Source organism: Actinacidiphila sp. bgisy167 (assembly GCF_057707665.1).
In genome coordinates this window covers 38,197-57,275 of record NZ_JBYIQP010000004.1, presented here as the reverse complement: position 1 = coordinate 57,275, position 19,079 = coordinate 38,197, and the positions used below count along the sequence as shown (strand labels likewise).

The following is a 19,079-nucleotide window of genomic DNA, read 5'->3' as shown; positions in this document are numbered from 1 at the left end:
CGCAGAGGACTCCGCCCCCACCTGCGAGGCCGATGGTCCCTGATGGGGCCATACCGTCTCAACCGGCCGAATCCGGCACCGGCAGGCCCAGTACGCGGTCGCGCAGCACCGGGAAGTCCGCCCGGGTCCTCGCCACCAGGCCCGGGTCGAGGTCGGCGGTGAGGACCTCCTCCCCCGGTCCGGCCTCGGCGACGACCGCGCCCCACGGGTCCACCACGACGCTGTGCCCGGCCAGCTCCACCCCGGCGTGGGTTCCCGCGGTGCCGCAGGCCACCACGTAGGCCTGCGACTCGACGGCACGGGCCCGGGCGAGCAGCGTCCAGTGCTCGCGGCGCCGTGCGGGCCAGCCGGCCGGTACGGCCAGGACGGTGGCGCCCGCGTCGACGAGCAGCCGGAACTGCTCGGGGAACCGCAGGTCGTAGCAGGTGGCCAGACCCACGCACACGCCCTGAACGAGGCCGGTGACGATGCGGTCGCCGGCGCTCATCAGCACCGCCTCGCCCTGGTCGAAGCCGAAGCGGTGGATCTTGCGGTAGGTCGCGCGCAGCTCGCCGTCGGGGGAGAAGAGCAGGGAGGTGTTGTACAGCGCGCCGTCGGCGGCGCACTCGACGATCGACCCGGCGTGCAGCCAGACACCCGCGTCCAGCGCGGCGGCGCTCATGGCCTCGGCGGTGGGACCGTGCAGCGGCTCGGCCTCCGGCCGGAAGAGATCGGCGGCGAAGGCGCCCACGGGCCACAGCTCGGGCAGGACGACAAGGTCCGAGCCGGCCTGCTCGCGGACGAGCGACGCCACCCGTTCCCGCCGGGCGTCCACCGCTTCGCCGCGAGCGACGTCGATCTGGAGCAGGGAAACGCGCACAGTACCACCGCCCATGAGTTCGGCACGTTCTTGCGGGCCTACGATCGTCACACGAAAGCACTCCCGTGGTGTCACTGCGCAGCGTAATTTATGGCGCACACCACGACCGCGCTCCGACCGTCGAGGGGTCCCGTGACCGGCACCGTCCACAGTCAGATCCAGCCGTACATCGACGCCTGGACCCACTCCATAGAAGCGATAGCCGAATTGGTCCGTCCCGTTCCGGCGGGCGCCTGGAACCGGCCGACCGAATGCCCGTACTGGTCCGTGCGCGACGTCGTGTCGCATGTGATCGGCTACGAGTGCGAGATGCTGGGTGATCCCCGGCCGATCCACACGCTCCCCAGCGACCTTCGGCACATGACCACGGAGCACGCCCGTTATGTGGAGGTGCCGGTCGACAAGCGGAGGCACCACACTCCGCCCGAGGTGGTCGGGGAGCTCGACTACACCATCATCCGCCGGTCGCGGCAGCTGCGGAACGAGACCCGGGGTGCGCAGGACGTCGTGCGGGGCCCCATGGGCCGGGAGACGACCCTCGAGGAGCTGCTGCGGTGGCGGGTCTTCGACGTGTGGGTGCACGAGCAGGACCTGCGCCGGGCCCTCGGCGAGCCCGGCAACCTCGACTCGCCGGGCGCGTCCGTCGCCCGTGACCACATCCTCTCCGAGCTGCCGAAGGTGGTCGCCGAGCGTGCGGGCGCTCCCGCGGGCTCGGCCGTGGTCTTCGACGTCCACGGGGAGCTGGAGTTCATGCGGACGGTCCGGGTCGACGCCGACGGGCACGGCTCGATCGACGGCAGTGTCTCGCTCGGCCCGGCGGTCACGCTGACCATGGACTGGGAGACCTTCCTCCGGCTCACCTGCGGCCGCACGCGGGCGCACGCGGTGGCCGACCGCCTGAAGATCGAGGGCGACGAGTCCCTGGCCGACGCCATCCTGGCGAATATCGCCGTCACGCAGTGACGCCGGCGGGAGCGTTCATGTCCCGGCGGGGACGTGGACGCTCTCGACGCGGCTGGCGGCGATGCGCTGCCGCTCCAGCCGAGCGGCCCGGCCGCGCAGCCGCAGGATCTGGACCAGGCCGAGCGCCTGGATGACGAAGACGCTGCTCCAGGCCACCCGGTAGTCGCCGCCGGCGGCGTCCAGTAGGACGCCGATGGCGAGCAGCGTGGCCATCGAGGCGGTGAAGCCGCCGATGTTGACGATGCCGGAGGCGGTGCCGAAGCGCTCGGGCGGGTTCGCCGGCCGGGCGAAGTCGAAGCCGATCATCGACGCCGGGCCGCAGGTGCCCAGCACGACGCAGAGCAGGACGAGCAGCCACAGCGGGGCGTGGTCCGCGGGCCACCCCAGGACCACCGCCCACATCGCCGCCGTCACTGCGACGACGCCCAGGGTGAGCGGCATCCGGGCGCCGTGGTGGCGGCCGATGATCTGCCCGAAGAGCATGCCGAAGACCATGTTGGCGATCACGACCAGGGTCAGCAGGGTGCCCGCGGTCTCGCGGGACAGCCCCTGGGCCTCGACCAGGTACGGCAGCCCCCACAGCAGCAGGAAGACCATCCCGGAGAACTGGGTGGTGAAGTGCGTCCACATACCGAGCCGGGTGCCGGGCTCCCGCCAGGCGGCGGCGATCTGCCGCTTGACGTAGCCGCGCCCGGGGCGCTCGGCGGGCGCCGGTTCGAAGCCCTCGGGGTGGTCCTTCATGAAGGCCAGCACGAGGACGAGGACGAGCGCGCCGCCCAGCGCCGTGCCGACGAAGGTGGGGGTCCACCCCGCGGAGTGCAGCAGCCGCGCCAGCAGCACGGTGCTCAGCAGGTTGCCCGCCACGCCGAAGAGCGCGGCGCCCTGCGCGACCACCGGACCGCGGCGGGCCGGGAACCAGCGCGAGCCCAGGCGCAGCACGCTCACAAAGGTCATGGCGTCGCCGCAGCCCAGCACCGCGCGGGCGGCGAGGGCCGGTCCGTACGCGTGGGAGAGGGCGAAGCCGAGCTGGCCCGCGGTGAACAGTACGATGCCGATGGTCAGCACCTTCTTGGTGCCGAGGCGGTCGACCAGCAGGCCCACGGGTATCTGCATGCCCGCGTAGACCAGCACCTGCAGGATCGAGAAGGTGGACAGCGCCGAGGCGCCGATGTGGAAGCGCTCCGCGGCGTCGATGCCGGCGACGCCGAGGCTGGTGCGGTGCACGACCGCGACGGTGTAGACGAGGGTGCCGATGCTCCACACGGCGACGGCTCTGGCGCCGCCGGGCGGTTCCCCGGTACTGGTGCCGCTCGTGGTCATCACTTCCCTCGGGCCAGGTGGCTCACCCAGCTGACGTGCCGCTCGACCAGGGCGGCCGCGGTGGTGGAGTCTCCCGCACACAACGCCGCGAGGATCTCGGTGTGTTCGGCGACGTTCTTGGCGATGCGCCCCGGATCGGCGTTCATCGTCGCCACGCCCATGCGAAGTTGACGGTCCCTCAACTGGTCGTACAGGTGGGACAGGATGCGGTTGCCCGCGGCGCGGACGATCTCGGCGTGGAAGCTGCGGTCGGCCGCCGCGAAGGCGGCGAGGTCGCCGGTCGCGGCGTGGCCGCGCTGCTCGTCCAGCAGCTCCTCCAGGCGGGTCAGCAGCCGCTCCGGGGCGGGCACCGCCCTCGTCACCGCGTGGCGCTCCACGAGCAGCCGGGTCTCCACGACGTCCGCGATCTCCTGCGCGGAGACCGGCAGCACCAGGGCGCCCTTCTTCGGGTAGAGCTTCAGCAGGCCCTCGGCCTCCAGGCGGAGCAGGGCCTCGCGGACGGGGGTGCGCGAGACGCCCACGGCCTCGGCCAGCTCGCCCTCGCTCAGGAGGGTGCCGCCCTCGTAGCGGCGGTCGAGCACTGCCTGCTTGACGTGCGCATAGACCCGCTCGGCGGCGGGCGGCTGCTTGGAGGCCGGCTCGGGGCTGGCGACGGAGGCGGCGGCCGCGGGGCTTCGAGTCATGATGCGCACATCATAGATACAAGACGTATGCGCCAGGGGATCAGTCCGGCATACGGACTGGTACAGGGCATACGGACTGGTACGTGTCGGCGCTCGGCCCTTGGTGGCCGGGGTGGCCGGGGTGGCCGGGGTGGCCGGGGTGGCCGGGGTGGCGACCTCGGCGCCCGGCGCGCCGCTCACCGCCTCCGCCCTCGGGTCCCTCAGCGCCCCGGGTCCCTCACTGCCTCGAGCCTCTCACCGCCCCGGGCCCGCTTGCGGATCCGTGCCCGCGGAGCCGCCGCCGCGCAGCCGTGCGACGTAGGCGGCGGCCTGGGTGCGCCGCTGCATTCCGAGCTTGGCGAGCAGGGAGGAGACGTAGTTCTTGACCGTCTTCTCCGCCAGGTGCAGCCGGTCGCCGATCTGCCGGTTGGTGAGGCCCTCGCCGATGAGGTCGAGGATCCGCTTCTCCTGGTCGGTCAGGTCCGCGAGGCGGTCCTCCTGGCGTCCCGCGCCGCCGCGCAGCCGCTCCAGCACGCGCGCGGTGGCGACCGGGTCCAGCAGCGACCGCCCTTCGGCGACGTCCCGCACGGCACCCACCAGGTCGCTGGCCCGGATGTCCTTGAGCACATAGCCCGACGCGCCCGCCATGATCGCGTCGAAGAGGGCCTCGTCGTCGGCGTAGGAGGTGAGCATCAGGCATGCGATCCCGGGCTGGGAGGAGCGGATCTCCCGGCACACCTCGACCCCGCTGCCGTCCGGCAGCCGTACGTCCAGCACCGCCACGTCGGGGCGCACCGCCGGGATCCGCGTCAGTGCCTCGGCGGCCGTGCCGGCCTCGCCGACGACCTCGATCCCGTCCTCGGCGGCGAGGAGTTCGTGCACCCCGCGCCGGACGACTTCGTGGTCGTCCAGGAGGAAAACCCTGATACCCGACTTTTCGGTCACAAGTTCAGCGTTGCACACGCGACCCGCGCCGACCTCTTACGAAGAATCGATCCTCGGGATACCGTGCCGTTGTCCCGGTGGCCTGCGAGAACGTCCATTTACTAGGAAATCCAAACAAAACCGCAGGTAGGACACCCTTCGCGCGAAAGTGGAAGGTGTGGGTAACGTTCACTTCGCAGGGCCTCCCGCCGGGTCGACCAACACTCCCGGCTCGGCCGTGCCGCACACACCCCGTGCGCCGCGACGAGTCGGGCAGGAGCCGCACTGGCCGCCGGCGGATCCCGGGGGCCGGACAGACGGAGGAGCAAGCGTGAGCGTGAAAAGCACTGCCGCGAAGCCCCGTACGCCCCGTACGGGCACGCGCGGTGGAGCGAAGCGCCGTGAGGGAGAGCCGGAGCTGGTACAGCTCCTCACCCCCGAGGGCGAGCGCGTCCAACACAGTGAGTACTCCATCGACCTGAGCCCCGACGAGCTGCGCGGTCTGTACCGGGACATGGTGCTGACCCGCCGGTTCGACGCGGAGGCCACGTCCTTGCAGCGGCAGGGCGAGCTGGGTCTGTGGGCGTCGCTGCTGGGCCAGGAGGCCGCACAGATCGGCTCGGGCCGGGCGACCAGGCCGGACGACTACGTCTTCCCCACCTACCGCGAGCACGGCGTCGCCTGGTGCCGCGGAGTGGACCCGGTCAACCTGCTCGGGATGTTCCGCGGGGTGAACCACGGAGGCTGGGACCCCAACGAGAACAACTTCCACCTGTACACGATCGTGATCGGCTCCCAGACGCTGCACGCGACCGGCTACGCCATGGGCGTCGCCAAGGACGGCGCGGACTCCGCCGTCATCGCCTACTTCGGCGACGGCGCCTCCAGCCAGGGCGACGTCGCGGAGGCCTTCACCTTCGCCGCCGTCTACAACGCCCCCGTCGTCTTCTTCTGCCAGAACAACCAGTGGGCGATCTCCGAGCCCACCGAGAAGCAGAGCCGCGTCCCGATCTACCAGCGCGCCGCCGGCTTCGGCTTCCCCGGCGTGCGGGTGGACGGCAACGACGTCCTCGCGGTCCTCGCGGTCACCCGCGCCGCCATGGACCACGCCCGCTCCGGCCAGGGCCCGATGCTCGTCGAGGCCTTCACGTACCGCATGGGCGCCCACACCACGTCCGACGACCCCACCCGCTACCGCCTCGACGAGGAGCGCGAGCAGTGGGAGCACAAGGACCCGATCCTGCGGCTGCGCACCTACCTGGAGAAGGACGGCATCGCCGACGAGGCCTTCTTCGCCGGCGTCGAGGCGGAGAGCGAGGCGCTCGGCAAGCGCGTCCGCGAGGCCGTGCGCGCCATGCCCGACCCCGACCCCATGTCGATCTTCGAGAACATCTACGCCGACGGGCACTCCCTCGTCGACGAGGAGCGCGCCCAGTTCGCCGCGTACCAGGCCTCGTTCGCGGACAGCACGGAGGGTCACTGACCATGGCAACGATGACCATCGCCAAGGCCCTCAACGAGGCGCTGCGCAAGTCCCTCGAGACCGACCCCAAGGTCGTCCTCATGGGTGAGGACATCGGCAAGCTCGGCGGTGTCTTCCGGATCACCGACGGCCTGCACAAGGACTTCGGCGAGCAGCGGGTGATCGACACCCCGCTCGCGGAGTCCGGCATCGTCGGCACCGCGATCGGCCTGGCCCTGCGCGGCTACCGCCCCGTCGTGGAGATCCAGTTCGACGGCTTCGTCTTCCCCGCGTACGACCAGATCGTCACCCAGCTCGCGAAGATGCACGCGCGCGCCCTGGGCAAGATCAAGCTGCCGGTCGTCATCCGCATCCCCTACGGCGGCGGCATCGGCGCCGTCGAGCACCACAGCGAGTCGCCCGAGGCGTACTTCGCGCACACCGCCGGACTCAAGGTCGTCTCCCCGTCGACCCCGCAGGACGCCTACTGGATGCTGCAGCAGGCCATCGACTCCGACGACCCGGTGATCTTCTTCGAGCCCAAGCGCCGCTACTGGGACAAGGGCGAGGTCGACACCGACGGCATCCCCGCCCCGCTGCACAAGGCCCGCACGGTCCTGGAGGGCACCGACCTCACCCTGGCCGCCTACGGCCCGATGGTGAAGGTCTGCCTGGAGGCGGCCGCCGCGGCCGCCGAGGAGGGCCGCAGCCTGGAGGTCGTGGACCTGCGGTCGCTGTCCCCGCTGGACTTCGACGCCGTCCAGGCGTCGGTGGAGAAGACCCGCCGCCTGGTCGTCGTGCACGAGGCGCCGGTGCAGCTCGGCATGGGGTCGGAGATCGCGGCCCGCATCACCGAGCGGTGCTTCTACCACCTCGAGGCCCCCGTGCTGCGGGTCGGCGGCTTCCACGCCCCCTACCCGCCGGCGCGGGTGGAGGAGGAGTACCTGCCCGGCCTGGACCGGGTGCTGGACGCCGTCGACCGCTCGCTGGCGTTCTGAGGAGAGGGTTGTGACGACAGTGGCAGCACCGCAGCGCTTCCGTGAGTTCAAGATGCCGGACGTCGGCGAGGGACTCACCGAGGCCGAGATCCTCAAGTGGTTCGTCAAGCCCGGCGACACCGTCGCCGACGGCCAGGTGGTCTGCGAGGTGGAAACCGCCAAGGCCGCGGTCGAGCTTCCGATCCCCTTCGACGGGGTGGTGCACGAACTGCGCTTCCCCGAGGGCGAGACGGTCGACGTCGGCACGGTGATCATCACCGTCGACACCGGTGAGGGCGGCGCCGGAGCGGCGGCCGAGGCCGCCCCGCAGCCGGCCGCCGCGGAGCCGGAGCAGAAGCGGCAACCCGTGCTGGTCGGCTACGGCGTCGCCGCCTCCTCGACCAAGCGCCGGCCCCGCAAGCAGCCCGCCGTGCCGGCCCAGACCGGCCATCTCCAGGCGATCCAGAACGAGCTGAGCGGGCAGGCCCCGGCACCGGCGGCCCCGGTCGCCCAGCCCCCGGCCGCGCCCGCCCCGGCCGCGTCCGCCGCGTTCGCGCCCGCCGAGGTGCGCCCGCTGGCCAAGCCGCCGGTGCGCAAGCTCGCCAAGGACCTGGGAGTGGACCTGGCCACGGTCACCCCGACCGGGCCGCAGGGCACGATCACCCGCGAGGACGTCCAGAGGGCGGCGGCCCCCGCCGCCGCGCCGGCCGCCCCCGCGCAGTCCACCGCCGCCGGGACGGCAGCGGCGCCCGCCGCCCAGGCCCCCGCCGCGGGCGGGCTGGAGACCCGCGTCCCGATCAAGGGCGTCCGCAAGGCCACGGCCGCGGCCATGGTCGCCAGCGCCTTCACCGCGCCGCACGTGACCGAGTTCGTCACCTTCGACATCACCCGGACCATGCGGCTCGTCCAGGAGCTGAAGACCGATCCGGCCTTCGCCGGGCTCAAGGTCAGCCCGCTGCTGCTGGTCGCCAAGGCCCTGCTGGTCGCGATCCGCCGCAATCCGGAGATCAACGCCGCCTGGGACGAGGCCAACCAGGAGATCGTCCACAAGGGCTACGTCAACCTGGGCATCGCGGCCGCCACCCCGCGCGGCCTGATCGTTCCCAACATCAAGGACGCCCAGGCCAAGACCCTGCCCGAACTGGCCGCCGCGCTCGGTCAGCTGGTCGCGACGGCCCGTGAGGGCAAGACCTCGCCGGCCGACATGCAGGGCGGCACGATCACCATCACCAACGTCGGCGTCTTCGGCGTCGACACCGGCACGCCCATCCTCAACCCCGGGGAGTCCGCGATCCTCGCCTTCGGCGCGGTCAAGGAACTGCCCTGGGTCCACAAGGGCAAGGTCAAGCCCCGCCAGGTCACCACGCTCGCGCTCTCCTTCGACCACCGCCTGGTCGACGGCGAGCTCGGCTCCAAGTTCCTCGCCGACGTCGCGGCGGTCCTGGAGTACCCCAAGCGTCTGATCACCTGGGCCTGATCCCCCGGACAGACGACGCGCAGGGCCCGGACATGTGTACGTCCGGGCCCTTCCCGCGCGTGTCGCCCCCACCCCGGCGGCGATATGTGACGTCATACCGCCATGGCGGTATCCGTTTCCGTGGTCCTGCTCCTGATCGTGATCACGCTCATCCTGCTCCGGGCGAAGTCGCTGAAGCCCTCCCACGCGATCCTGTGCGTCCTCCTCGGCTTCTGCCTCGCCAGCTCCAGCCTGGCCCCCACGATCCACTCCGGCCTGGTCGCCACCACGGACGCGGTGAGCGAGTTGAGCCCCTGAGCGCCGCGTTCCGCTGGTGTGCGGTGGCGCGGCCCAGCGCCTCACGGCAACGTTCGCCTCACGGCCGTTCGCCGGGTCGTCGTTTTGTGCCCCTGTGGCGCCCGGCGCGGCGCAGCCGGGCACGGCAGCTACGCGAGATCCGGGGGGCGCCCCTCGGTCACGGGTGCGGTTTCTCGCCCCGCGCCAGCATCGCCACGTACTTCTCGATCCGGCGCGCCCGGGTCTCGGCCTTCTTGGCGTCCTGGATCCGGTAAAGGATCGCGTAGCGGTTCTGCCCGTCCAGTGTCTCGAAGAACGCCGCCGCGGCCGGGTCGGCGGTCAGGGCCGCCGTGAGGTCGTCCGGCACTGTGGCGGTCCTCGCGCCGTCGTAGGCCGCCTCCCAGCGGCCGTCCGCCTTCGCGCGGTCGATCTCGGCCTGCCCCGCCGGATGCATCCGGCCCTGCTCGATCAGGGCGGCCGCCTTGTCGCGGTTGATTTTGGACCACTTGCTGCGGGGCCTGCGTGGAGTGAAGCGCTGAAGCCACCACTGGTCGTCGAACGCGGCCTTCCGGCCGTCGATCCAGCCGTAGCAGAGCGCCTCGTCGAGCGCCTGGGCGTAGTCCAGCGCGACGACTCCGGGGCCCTTCTTGCGCAGCTTGAGCCAGATCCCGGACGAGAGGGCGTGGTTCACGTCGAGCCATGCCCGGAACGCCTCGGCGGATGCGAACGCGATGGTCTCCTCATGGTCGGTCACCCCGTCAGCGAACCACACCGGACCGACAGCCATGAGGTGTTCGGGCGAGGCCCGCATGCGGGATGCCCGTGGACCGTCGGCCCGCTCCGTGCGCGGCTTCGCTCACCGGCCTCCGCTGAGGGCGCGCACTATCGCTGCCGCCGAGCCGGTGGTCGACCACACGTTCATCGACGTCGAGCCCGAGAAAGCACTGCGCCGGCTCTCCCGTGCGAGCGGCGCGTGAACCTGGCCAGGCGGGTCCGCACGGTCAACCAGCCGGCAGTGCAGGTGCGGCGCGTCATGATCGCCGACGAGCGCAGAGCCCGTTCCCGTCTCACTCGTACCGCTTGACGCACCATGAGGCCGGGTCGGGTGACGGTACACGCCGTGGCGAAGCTCGCCGGCATGTTTCCACGACTCGTCGGTGGTCAGGGTGTAGCACGCAGCCCGTCGACGATCACGTTGAGCATCCGTTCCGGCCGGTCCGGGGATGTCGGGAGTTGCTCGTTGATGAGCACGATCCCGTGGACGACGAGGAGCAAATCCCCGAGGTCGACGCCGTTCCGTGCGCTCGCGGTGGCTTGGGCCCGAGCCAGGAGTTGTTCACCGGCCGCCTTCATCTCGTTGCAGCTCGTGTTGACCGCTGTCCCGTCCTGCAGTTTGGCGGTCATGACGCTCGCGGCCAGGCCGCGGCCCGTGGCCCCGCTCTCCAGGTGCAGGCGCAGCCACTGGACGAACCCCTGGAACGGGTCAGGGCTGTCCAGCAACTCCAACGCTTGATCGCGAAGGGTGTCGGCAATGCGGAGGAAGACGGCTTCCAGTAGGTCCTGCCTGGTGGGGAAGTGGCGGTACAGGGTGGCGATACTGACCTCCGCCCGCCGGGCGATGTCTTCCAGCGCCGCGGCTGCCCCGCGCTCCTCGAAGACCAGCGCGGCGGCCTCGAGGAGCCTGTCGTAGTTGCGCTGCGCATCGGCACGCATGCGTCGCACGCGCGGAGCGGCCGGATGTGTGACCTGGGGCATGGACCCGGCTCCCTGTGGAATCGACATGGCTGCCCCTTAAATGTAGGGCCCCTACGGCTCTTGGTAGCGTAGGGGTCCTACGCTACCCTTCCGGAGGGGCCCTATGGTTAGCGCTCCGGAGCGCCAACCGCCTGGCGCGTGTCCCAGTACGCGAGCAACCTCAGGAGAAGACCATGGACACCTCGCTTCACGGCCGCCAGGCGCTGGTGACCGGCGCGGGCTCCGGCATCGGCCGTGGATGCGCCCTGGCTCTCGCGGCCAAGGGCGCGACGGTGATCGCGACCGACATCGATCTCGCCACTGCGGAGGAGACGTGCGAGCAGATCCGCGCGGCGGGGGGAGTCTCGGACGCACTTCCGCTGGACGTAGCCGAGGACTCCGCGTGGGAGTCGGTTCTGGCGACCGTACGGGAGCGTCACGGTGCCGTCACCGTGCTGGTCAACAACGCGGCTCTCAAAGCGTCGGTAGCCGGCGACCGCGGCCTGCTCGACAGCTCCCTCGAGGTGTGGGACCGGGTGCTCGCCACCAATCTCCGCGGCCCCATGCTTGGGGCGCGGCGCGTACTTCCGGACATGCTGGCCGCGGGAACCGGTTCGATCACCATGATGACCTCGACGGCGGCGCTGTACGGCATCAGCGACTTCGCGACCGCCTACTCCTCGGCGAAAGCGGGCATGATCGGCCTCACCCGCACCATCGCGGCGACCTACGGCGTGCGGGGAGTGCGCTGCAACGCGGTCGCTCCGGGAGTCATCATGGTCGGCGACGACTCTGCGAGCCAGGAGGCTTTCCAGAGGGCAACCGGCGGGCTGGTCGAGCGCACCGGAGTGCCGGCGGACATCGCGGAAACTGTCGCGTTCCTCTCCAGTGACGCCGGCTCCTACATCAACGGCCAGGTCCTGGTGGTCGACGGCGGCATCACCGCCCACATGCCCGGCCTTTCCCGCAGTCAGGATTCCTGACCGACGCGCCGGACACCGCGCAGCCGACGTCAGCATGCCGGGGCCGCAGACGCCTACCCCGGTCATCCAACGAATCCATACGAAGGAACCCAGCATGGAAATCATCGACGGTCAGCTCCACGCCAACCAGATAGGCCCCCACTGGCAGGAGGTCGACCTCGAAACCACACTCAACGCGACGATTGTGGCCATGGACGCTGTGGGCGTGCACGGCGCCGTGATCGACGAGTTCACCGGCCTCGACGACCAGTTCCACATGCTTCCCGGCGGCTACCATGCCAACGGGGCGTGGCGTCCCGAGCGCCCCTTCTCGGAACTGGCGGCCGCCAGGTATCCGGATCGGTTCGTGTGGCTGAGCCGGGTGGACTACAAGGACCCCGAACTCGAGGACGTGGTTGCCGGTCTGCGCCAGAAGCCGGGGTGCGTCGGCATCCGGGTCCATGCGGGATTCGACGGCAACACCTGGCGCGACCCGGAGTTCGAGCAGGGCGGCTACAGCAGGCTGTTCGCAGCATGTGAGGCCGAGCAAGTGCCGGTGTTCATCATGGTCACCCCTCGGGCGGAGACCCTTGAGCCGTACCTGCAGCGATTCCCGGGGTTGAAGTTTGTCATCGATCACATAGGCATCGCTTGGCCGACGGCCGAGACGGCGCCGACCGAGCGTTACAGCCGACTGGACAAGATCCGGTCTCTGGCCGAGTACGGCAACCTCCACGTGAAGTGGGCGCACATCGAGCGCCTCGCGGGAGAGCCCTACCCCTACCCCGACCTCATTCCACACTTCCGCAAGGTCGTCGACGCCTACGGTGCCGAGCGGATCTTGTGGGCCAGCGACCACACTCAGGCCGTCAAGCCCGGGCTGTCCCCGCATCCGGCACCCTATTCACACAGCCTGCACTACCTGCTGGACTCGAACGAGTTCTCCGCCGCCGAGAAGGAATGGATGCTCGGCCGCACCATCCGCAGCGTCCTGGACTGGAAGTCCTGAGAGGTCGTTGAGTTCGATCTGCCCTGGTTGGTGATCGCTCGACCGGCGCAGACGCGATCGACCGCTACAAACGGCTCGCCGGGCGACCTCGTACGCGGATGGAGGGGCTGCGTGCGGACCGACTGCGGATGCCGACCCGTCCTGTGGACATCCCTCCGCTCCTGGACGCCGGCCTGCTACGTGAGACTCGGGTAACCGACGACGCGGCCGGTGTCGGCGACCGGAAGACGTGAACGTCTTGGCCTCGCGATCGATCGAATGGAAGTCCGGCGAGGCAGGGTGGGCGTGAGGTTCAACGGTGACGAGCGCTGCCGGATCGTCTGGGCGACCGGCGCCCCGGCGGCGGAGGGCCCGGCGCCGGCCGAGCCGTCATCGGGCTCAGCCTGACCGGTGAATCCGGGGCTCTTGGCCCGTACGAGGGTCATCCGTAGGGGTAGGGCTGACCAGTACCAGGCCCGCGCAGCGCCCGCTCGCTCAAGGTCCGAGCCGGTCCGCAGGTACCCGAGCAGCGCGGATCGGACGCGGCCGCGTCCGAACGCGTTCAGAGCCGGCTCGATGAAACCACGGTTGAGACTCGGGTTGGGATCGTGGACCGCTGCCTTGACGAGTGCGTCGAACGCTGCCTCGGACAGGCCCATGCCTTGGCGGCACGCCTCACGCAGCGCCGCCCGAGCGCGGTGCTCCCAGGTCAGGGGTCCACCCGGCTGAGGCTCTGGAACGACGTCGAGCCCGAGGATCCGGACGACCTCCACAAGACGCGTGGCGAATGGCTCCCACGTGTCCTCGGTGGCGTCCGGCAGCGCCATGAAGCTCTGTTCCGTCCGCTCCGTCTCACCGGCAGTCGTCTCGTTCCCGTCCGCAGCCATTCGTCGCTCCCCCCGCCGTACACGTGCGATCCGACGTTCATACCAGGATGGCAAGCTTGAGGGATGAACGATGCCGCCCCGGCGCCCACCCCCGCGCCCGCACCCCGCAAGCGTGTCCGTGTCCGCGCCCCCGAGCTGGTCGGCAGGGGCGGATGGATCAACACCGGAGGCAAGGCCCTCACCCTGGCCGACCTGCGAGGGAAAGTCACAATTGTTGATTTTTGGACTTTCTGCTGCGTCAACTGCCTGCACGTCCTCGACGAGCTGCGCGAGCTGGAGGAGAAGCACCGCGACACCGTGGTGATCGTCGGGGTGCACTCGCCGAAGTTCGTGCACGAGGCGGAGCACCGGTCGGTCGTGGACGCCGTGGAGCGGTACGGGGTGCACCACCCGGTGCTCGACGACCCCGAGCTCACGACCTGGAAGCAGTACGCCGTGCGGGCGTGGCCCACGCTGACCGTGATCGACCCGGAGGGGTACGTCGTCGCCCAGCACTCCGGCGAGGGGCACGCACACGCGCTGGAGGCGCTGGTCACCGAGCTGGAGGCGGAGCACGAGGCCAAGGGGACGCTGCGCCGCGGGGACGGGCCGTATGTGCCGCCGGAGCCGGTCGCCACCGACCTGCGGTTCCCGGGCAAGCCCCTGCTGCTCCCCTCGGGGAACCTGCTGGTGTCGGACTCGACCCGGCACCAGCTGGTGGAGATGGCGCCGGACGGCGAGAGCGTCGTGCGGCGGATCGGCGGCCCGGAGGACTTCAACGAGCCGCAGGGGCTGGCGCTCCTGCCGGACGGCACGGTGGTCGTCGCCGACACCGTGAACCACCGCCTGCGGGTGTTCGATCCGGTGAGCGGGGCTTTGGAGACGGTGGCCGGCACCGGGAAGCAGTGGTGGCAGGGCTCGGCGACCTCGGGCCCGGCGCTGGGCACCGACCTGTCCTCGCCCTGGGACGTGGCGTGGTGGGACGGCAGGGTGTGGATCGCCATGGCGGGCGTCCACCAGCTGTGGACGTACGACCCGTCGGACGGATCGGTCGCCGTGGCCGCCGGGACGACCAACGAGGGGCTGGTCGACGGCCCGGCGGAGCAGGCGTGGTTCGCGCAGCCGTCGGGGCTCGCGGCGGCCGGTGAGCGGCTGTGGGTCGCGGACTCCGAGACCAGCGCGCTGCGCTGGGTGGAGCGGGCCGCGGACGGCGCGGGGTACGTGGTGCGCACGGCCGTCGGCACGGGGCTGTTCGACTTCGGTCACCGTGACGGTGCCGCGGAGCAGGCGCTGCTGCAGCATCCGCTGGGGGTGACCGCCCTGCCGGACGGGTCGGTCGCGGTCAGCGACACCTACAACCACGCGCTGCGCCGCTTCGACCCGGCGACCGCTGAGGTCAGCACGCTCGCCACGGACCTGCGGGAGCCGTCGGGCGCGGTGCTGGACGGCGCGGAGATCGTGGTGGTGGAGTCCGCCCGCCACCGGCTGACGCGACTGCGCCTGCCGGAGGAGGCCGTGCGGGTCGAGGGCGCCGCGCACCGTACACGGCGGCCCACGACGGATGTGGCGCCCGGGCCGTTCCGGCTCGATGTGGTGTTCTCCGCCCCGGTCGGCCAGAAGCTCGACGAGCGCTACGGGCCCTCGACGCGGCTGCTGGTCAGCGCGACGCCGCCGGAGCTGCTGAGCGAAGGGGCCGGCAAGGGTACGGACCTCTTCCGTGACGTCGTCCTGAACGGCGACGTCGGCGAGGGGGTGCTGCACGTGTCGGCGATGGCCGCGTCGTGCGACGACGACCCGGGCAACGAGTTCCCCGCCTGCCATGTGCACCAGCAGGACTGGGGTGTCCCCGTCCGCCTGACGGCCGACGGGGACACCCGCCTCGCCCTGGTGCTCGCCGGGATGGACGGCTGACCCGCCGGGATGGACGTCTGACGCCCCCGCACGTGCGTCACACGTGCGGGTAGTTGCGGGCGCGTTCGTCCATCACCGGCATCGGCTCCACGACCCGGCGCTTCTTGAAGATGCTGATGTACGCGGCCAGGCCGATGGCGCCGACCGCCATCATGATCAGGCCGACCAGGTCCAGATTGACCCCGGCCATGTGCCAGTCGGTCGCGAAGGTGAGGATGGCCCCCACCGCGATCAGGCCGATGCAACCGCCGATTCCCATGATGTCCGCCTCCGAACGTGGTTGTCTCCACGGACTCGTAGGACCCGTGTACCCGGGGGCGGGCGTCTCATGGCCGTCGGATGCCGGTGAAGTCCGCTGCTTGGCGGCGGACTTCACCGGTGGGGGCGCGAAGGTCAGCCCTCCAGGAACGCCTTCAGGGCGCTGGCCAGCAGGAACGGGTCGTCGGCGCCGCACAGTTCGCGCGCGGAGTGCATCGAGAGGATCGGCACGCCGATGTCCACGGTCGTGATGCCGTGCCGGGCGGCGGTGATGGGGCCGATGGTGGTGCCGCAGGGCATGGCGTTGTTGGAGACGAAGGACTGCCAGGGCACGCCGGCCCGTTCGCAGGCGGCGGCGAAGACGCCGCGGCCGGCGCCGTCGGTGGAGTAGCGCTGGCTGACGTTGACCTTGAGGATCGGGCCGCCGTTGGGCACCGGGCGGTGCGTCGGGTCGTGCTTCTCCGCGAAGTTGGGGTGGACGGCGTGTCCGGTGTCGGCGGAGACGCAGACGGTGCCGGCGAAGGCGCGGGCGCGGTCCTCGTAGCCGCCGCCGCGCGCGAAGACGGAGCGCTCCAGGACGTTGCCGAGCAGCGGTCCGGCGGCGCCGGTGTCGGACTCGCTTCCGGTCTCCTCGTGGTCGAAGGCGGCCAGGACGGGGATGCAGGGCAGGTCGGCGCCGGCGACGGCGGCCAGGGCGGCGGTGCCGGCGTGCACGGAGAGCAGGTTGTCGAGCCGGCCGGCGGCCAGGAACTCTTGGTCGCGGCCGAGGTAGGCGGGCAGCTGGACGTCGTGCGTCATCAGGTCCCAGCCGACGACGTCGGCGGCGGCCACGCCGCTCTCCTGCGCGAGGAACGCGATCAGGGCGCCCTCCTCGACCTCGCCGAGGCCCCAGACGGGCTGCATGTGGCGCTGCTTGTCGAGCTTGAGGCCGTTTTCGTTGACGCCGCGGTCGAGGTGGACGGCGAGCTGCGGCACCCGCAGCAGCGGCCGGTCGACGTGGACCAGCGTCGTGCTGCCGTCGCGCAGCACCAGCCGGCCGGAGAGTCCCAGGTCGCGGTCGAGCCAGGTGTTGAGGAGGGCGCCGCCGTAGATCTCCACGGCGATCTGGCGCCACCCGAAGGCGCCGGAGTCGGGACGCGGCTTGACGCGCAGGTTGGTGGAGTCGGTGTGCGCGCCGACGACCCGGAACGGGGTGGCGGGTCCGGCTCCCTCGGGCACGTACCAGGCGATGATCGCGCCACCCCGCAGCACGTACCTGCCGCCCGCCTCGGCGCCCCACTCGTCGGTCTCGGCGACCTGCCGGAATCCGGCCTTCTCCAGGCGCTCGGCGGCGCTCGCCACCGCGTGGTACTGCGACGGGCTGGAGGCGAGGAAGGCTGCGAGGTCGTCGGTGTGGCCGCGGTCGAAGTGGGGCTGAGGGTTCATGCTTCAAGCATAGGGACGCGCGACGGCCCGCTCCTCGCGGGAGGAGCGGGCCGTCGTCGCCTCGGGCGGACCTGGTCAGGACCGGTCAAGGCCAGGTTGCGACCTGGTCAGGGTGCGGTCAGAACGCCTCTTCGGGAAGGTCCATGATGTCGAGGGCGACGCCGTCGGCGATGGAGCGCGCGACGGAGACCTGGGGCAGTATCTCGGCGGCGAAGTGCTTCGCGGCGGCGATCTTGCCGGTGTAGAAGGCGGTGTCCTTGGCGCCGGCGCCGGCGGCCAGCTTCGCGGCGGCGACGGCGGCGCCCTTGAGCAGCAGGTAGCCGACGACGACGTCACCGGAGGCGAGCAGCAGCCGCGTGGTGTTCAGGCCCACCTTGTAGATGTTCCTGACGTCCTGCTCGGTGGCGGCCAGGTCGGTCAGCATCCTGCCGACGATGGCCTCGAGGTCCACGGCGGCCTTGGCGAGCTGCTCGCGCGCCCCGGAGAGCTCCTCGCCGCCGGTGGCCTCGGCGAGGAAGGCCCTGATCTCCTCGGAGAGGGCGGTGAGCGCGGCGCCCTGGTTGCGGACGATCTTCCGGAAGAAGTAGTCCTGGCCCTGGATCGCGGTGGTGCCCTCGTAGAGGGTGTCGATCTTGGCGTCGCGGATGTACTGCTCGATGGGGTACTCCTGCAGGAAGCCGGAGCCGCCGAGGATCTGCAGGGACTGGGCGAGCTGCTCGTAGCCCTTCTCGGAGCCGTAGCCCTTGACGATCGGCAGAAGCAGGTCGTTGAGCGCCTGCAGGCGCGCGGTGTCCTCGCCGGCCGCCTCGGCGGCGGCGATCGCGTCCTGGACGGAGGCGGTGTAGAGGACCAGGGCGCGCATGCCCTCGGCGTAGGCCTTCTGCGTCAGCAGGGAGCGGCGCACGTCGGGGTGGTGGGTGATGGTGACCTTGGGCGCCGACTTGTCCGTGAACTGCGCGAGGTCCGGCCCCTGCACGCGCTCCTTGGCGTACTCCAGCGCGTTGAGGTAGCCGGTGGAGAGGGTGGAGATCGCCTTCGTGCCGACCATCATGCGGGCGAACTCGATGATCCGGAACATCTGGCGGATGCCGTCGTGCTTGTCGCCGACGAGCCAGCCCTTGGCGGGGTGCCGGTCGCCGAAGGTCATCTCGCAGGTGTTGGAGGCCTTCAGGCCCATCTTGTGCTCGACGTTGGTGGCGTAGACGCCGTTGCGCTCGCCCAGCTCGCCGGTCTCGAAGTCGAAGAGGTACTTGGGGACGAGGAAGAGCGACAGGCCCTTGGTGCCGGGGCCGGCGCCCTCGGGGCGGGCGAGGACGTAGTGGAGGATGTTCTCCTCCAGGTCGTGCTCGCCGGAGGTGATGAAGCGCTTCACGCCCTCGATGTGCCATGAGCCGTCCTCCTGCTCGACGGCCCTGGTGCGGCCGGCGCCCACGTCCGAGCCGGCGTCCGGCTCGGTGAGGACCATGGTGGAGCCCCAGGTCTTCTCGACCGCGATCTCGGCGATCTTCTTCTGGACCTCGTTGCCCTCCTCGAAGAGGATGCGGGCGAAGGCCGGGCCGGAGGAGTACATCCACAGGGCGGGGTTGGCGCCGAGGACCAGCTCCGCGTACGACCAGATCAGGGACGGCGGGGCGGTGGTGCCGCCGATGCCCTCGGGCAGGCCGAGGCGCCAGTACTCGGAGGCCATGTAGGCCTTGTAGCTCTCCTTGAAGGAGTCGGGCACCGGGGCGGTGCCGGTCACCGGGTCGAAGACCGGCGGGTTGCGGTCGGCGTCGGCGAAGGAGGCGGCGAGCTCGTTCTCCGCCAGGCGCGCGATCTCGCCCAGGATGGCCTTGGCGGTCTCGGCGTCCATCTCGGCGAACGGGCCGGTCCCGTACAGCTTGTCGCGTCCGAGGACCTCGAAGAGGTTGAACTCGATGTCGCGAAGGTTTGACTTGTAGTGGCCCATGGCGACGGCTCCGTCGGGATCGGTCGGACGGCGGGAGGGTGCGCGGTCCTCGCAGCTTTATCACTTA

General features: G+C 71.0%; 18 protein-coding genes. 8 read left to right on the top strand and 10 right to left on the bottom strand.

The annotated features are described in order from the left end of the window. Positions 1–58 precede the first annotated feature (58 nt). Entirely contained in the window at positions 59–859 is an 801-nt protein-coding gene (locus tag AC3ET4_RS02535; protein WP_431945361.1) for a carbon-nitrogen family hydrolase, read from the bottom strand. A gap of 132 nt (positions 860–991) precedes the next feature. Between AC3ET4_RS02535 and AC3ET4_RS02530 the strand changes: the two genes are divergently transcribed. After that, entirely contained in the window at positions 992–1,822 is an 831-nt protein-coding gene (locus AC3ET4_RS02530; protein ID WP_431945359.1) for a maleylpyruvate isomerase family mycothiol-dependent enzyme, read from the top strand. A gap of 15 nt (positions 1,823–1,837) precedes the next feature. Here the strand turns inward: AC3ET4_RS02530 and AC3ET4_RS02525 are convergent, their stop codons facing one another. From AC3ET4_RS02525 to AC3ET4_RS02515, 3 genes are all read right to left on the bottom strand, one after another. Then, on the bottom strand, positions 1,838–3,142 hold the full coding sequence (locus tag AC3ET4_RS02525) for an MFS transporter (protein ID WP_431945357.1): 1,305 nt from the start codon (positions 3,140–3,142) through the stop codon (positions 1,838–1,840). Then, the gene (locus AC3ET4_RS02520) at positions 3,142–3,825 is read right to left on the bottom strand and encodes a GntR family transcriptional regulator (RefSeq protein WP_431945355.1); all 684 of its coding nucleotides are present in this window, start codon (positions 3,823–3,825) and stop codon (positions 3,142–3,144) included. The genes AC3ET4_RS02525 and AC3ET4_RS02520 overlap by 1 nt, the downstream gene beginning before the upstream one ends. 234 nt (positions 3,826–4,059) lie before the next feature. Continuing rightward, positions 4,060–4,749, bottom strand: a complete 690-nt coding sequence (locus AC3ET4_RS02515; protein WP_431945353.1) for a response regulator — start codon at positions 4,747–4,749, stop codon at positions 4,060–4,062. Positions 4,750–5,059: 310 nt separating this feature from the next. Between AC3ET4_RS02515 and pdhA the strand changes: the two genes are divergently transcribed. From pdhA to AC3ET4_RS02495, 4 genes are all read left to right on the top strand, one after another. Further along, positions 5,060–6,211, top strand: a complete 1,152-nt coding sequence (gene pdhA / locus AC3ET4_RS02510) for a pyruvate dehydrogenase (acetyl-transferring) E1 component subunit alpha (protein ID WP_431945351.1) — start codon at positions 5,060–5,062, stop codon at positions 6,209–6,211. Positions 6,212–6,213: 2 nt separating this feature from the next. After that, entirely contained in the window at positions 6,214–7,188 is a 975-nt protein-coding gene (locus tag AC3ET4_RS02505; RefSeq protein WP_431945349.1) for an alpha-ketoacid dehydrogenase subunit beta, read from the top strand. Between the two features lie 52 nt (positions 7,189–7,240). Further along, entirely contained in the window at positions 7,241–8,644 is a 1,404-nt protein-coding gene (locus AC3ET4_RS02500; RefSeq protein ID WP_431945501.1) for a dihydrolipoamide acetyltransferase family protein, read from the top strand. Positions 8,645–8,746: 102 nt separating this feature from the next. Then, the gene (locus tag AC3ET4_RS02495) at positions 8,747–8,941 is read left to right on the top strand and encodes a hypothetical protein (RefSeq protein WP_431945347.1); all 195 of its coding nucleotides are present in this window, start codon (positions 8,747–8,749) and stop codon (positions 8,939–8,941) included. 157 nt (positions 8,942–9,098) lie between these two features. Here AC3ET4_RS02495 and AC3ET4_RS02490 read toward each other — a convergent pair whose 3' ends face one another. Further along, positions 9,099–9,707: a YdeI/OmpD-associated family protein gene (locus tag AC3ET4_RS02490; protein ID WP_431945345.1), complete on the bottom strand. Its 609-nt coding sequence runs from the start codon at positions 9,705–9,707 to the stop codon at positions 9,099–9,101. 374 nt (positions 9,708–10,081) lie between these two features. Next, complete coding sequence (locus tag AC3ET4_RS02485) at positions 10,082–10,675, bottom strand: TetR/AcrR family transcriptional regulator (protein WP_488175903.1); 594 nt, start codon at positions 10,673–10,675, stop codon at positions 10,082–10,084. A gap of 173 nt (positions 10,676–10,848) precedes the next feature. On the opposite strand from AC3ET4_RS02485, the gene AC3ET4_RS02480 reads away from it, so the two are divergent. Beyond that, on the top strand, positions 10,849–11,637 hold the full coding sequence (locus AC3ET4_RS02480) for an SDR family NAD(P)-dependent oxidoreductase (protein WP_431945341.1): 789 nt from the start codon (positions 10,849–10,851) through the stop codon (positions 11,635–11,637). A gap of 94 nt (positions 11,638–11,731) precedes the next feature. Beyond that, complete coding sequence (locus tag AC3ET4_RS02475; RefSeq protein ID WP_431945339.1) at positions 11,732–12,625, top strand: amidohydrolase family protein; 894 nt, start codon at positions 11,732–11,734, stop codon at positions 12,623–12,625. Positions 12,626–12,801: 176 nt separating this feature from the next. Here AC3ET4_RS02475 and AC3ET4_RS02470 read toward each other — a convergent pair whose 3' ends face one another. Next, on the bottom strand, positions 12,802–13,491 hold the full coding sequence (locus tag AC3ET4_RS02470; RefSeq protein ID WP_431945337.1) for a hypothetical protein: 690 nt from the start codon (positions 13,489–13,491) through the stop codon (positions 12,802–12,804). A gap of 63 nt (positions 13,492–13,554) precedes the next feature. Here AC3ET4_RS02470 and AC3ET4_RS02465 point away from each other — a divergent pair, with 63 nt between their 5' ends. Next, positions 13,555–15,381, top strand: coding sequence for an NHL domain-containing thioredoxin family protein (locus AC3ET4_RS02465; protein ID WP_431945335.1), 1,827 nt, complete (start codon positions 13,555–13,557; stop codon positions 15,379–15,381). 37 nt (positions 15,382–15,418) lie between these two features. Here the strand turns inward: AC3ET4_RS02465 and AC3ET4_RS02460 are convergent, their stop codons facing one another. The 3 genes from AC3ET4_RS02460 to AC3ET4_RS02450 all read right to left on the bottom strand — a co-directional run bounded on the left by AC3ET4_RS02460 (position 15,419) and on the right by AC3ET4_RS02450 (position 19,012). Then, positions 15,419–15,640: a hypothetical protein gene (locus AC3ET4_RS02460; RefSeq protein WP_127354204.1), complete on the bottom strand. Its 222-nt coding sequence runs from the start codon at positions 15,638–15,640 to the stop codon at positions 15,419–15,421. 134 nt (positions 15,641–15,774) lie between these two features. Next, positions 15,775–17,064 carry a M18 family aminopeptidase gene (locus tag AC3ET4_RS02455; RefSeq protein WP_431945333.1) on the bottom strand — a complete coding sequence of 430 codons (1,290 nt, stop codon included), beginning with the start codon at positions 17,062–17,064 and terminating at the stop codon, positions 15,775–15,777. A 118-nt stretch (positions 17,065–17,182) separates the two neighbouring features. Further along, positions 17,183–19,012, bottom strand: a complete 1,830-nt coding sequence (locus tag AC3ET4_RS02450; protein WP_431945331.1) for an acyl-CoA dehydrogenase — start codon at positions 19,010–19,012, stop codon at positions 17,183–17,185. Positions 19,013–19,079: the final 67 nt, after the last annotated feature.